The sequence below is a fragment of the Paenibacillus sp. GbtcB18 genome, from assembly GCF_019091125.1.
Taxonomy (GTDB): Bacteria; Bacillota; Bacilli; order Paenibacillales; family NBRC-103111; genus Paenibacillus_F; species Paenibacillus_F chitinolyticus.
Genome location: NZ_JAGXJX010000828.1, coordinates 1 through 238 on the forward strand (window position 1 = coordinate 1; position 238 = coordinate 238).

Below are 238 nucleotides of genomic sequence, written 5' to 3' on the forward strand. Positions count from 1 at the left end.
GAAAGGGGACAGGGAAGAAGGCACGTTGCCCTTCCTGGGCGAAGCCCCTAAAGAGTGGGGGGAGCCCAATTATCTAGGGGAAAATGCCAGACGGCTTTTGGGGGAAGGGGTGTTTCTTGCAAAAGAAAGAAGTAAAATACGTAAGAAAGAGGAGGGGGGGGAAAATGGGGGCACCACATCTTAGGTGTTTGTCAGGAAAGACCCCCAAGATGGGGGATATTTTTTTTTTTAGGGGGGC

1 protein-coding gene is annotated in these 238 nt (G+C 51.3%); it reads left to right on the plus strand.

The window, feature by feature from the left end; translation table 11 throughout:
* Positions 1 to 184: hypothetical protein (locus tag KVT34_RS31080; RefSeq protein WP_217563380.1), on the plus strand; the 184-nt coding region annotated here is incomplete at its 5' end.
* Between the last annotated feature and the right edge of the window lie 54 nt (positions 185 to 238).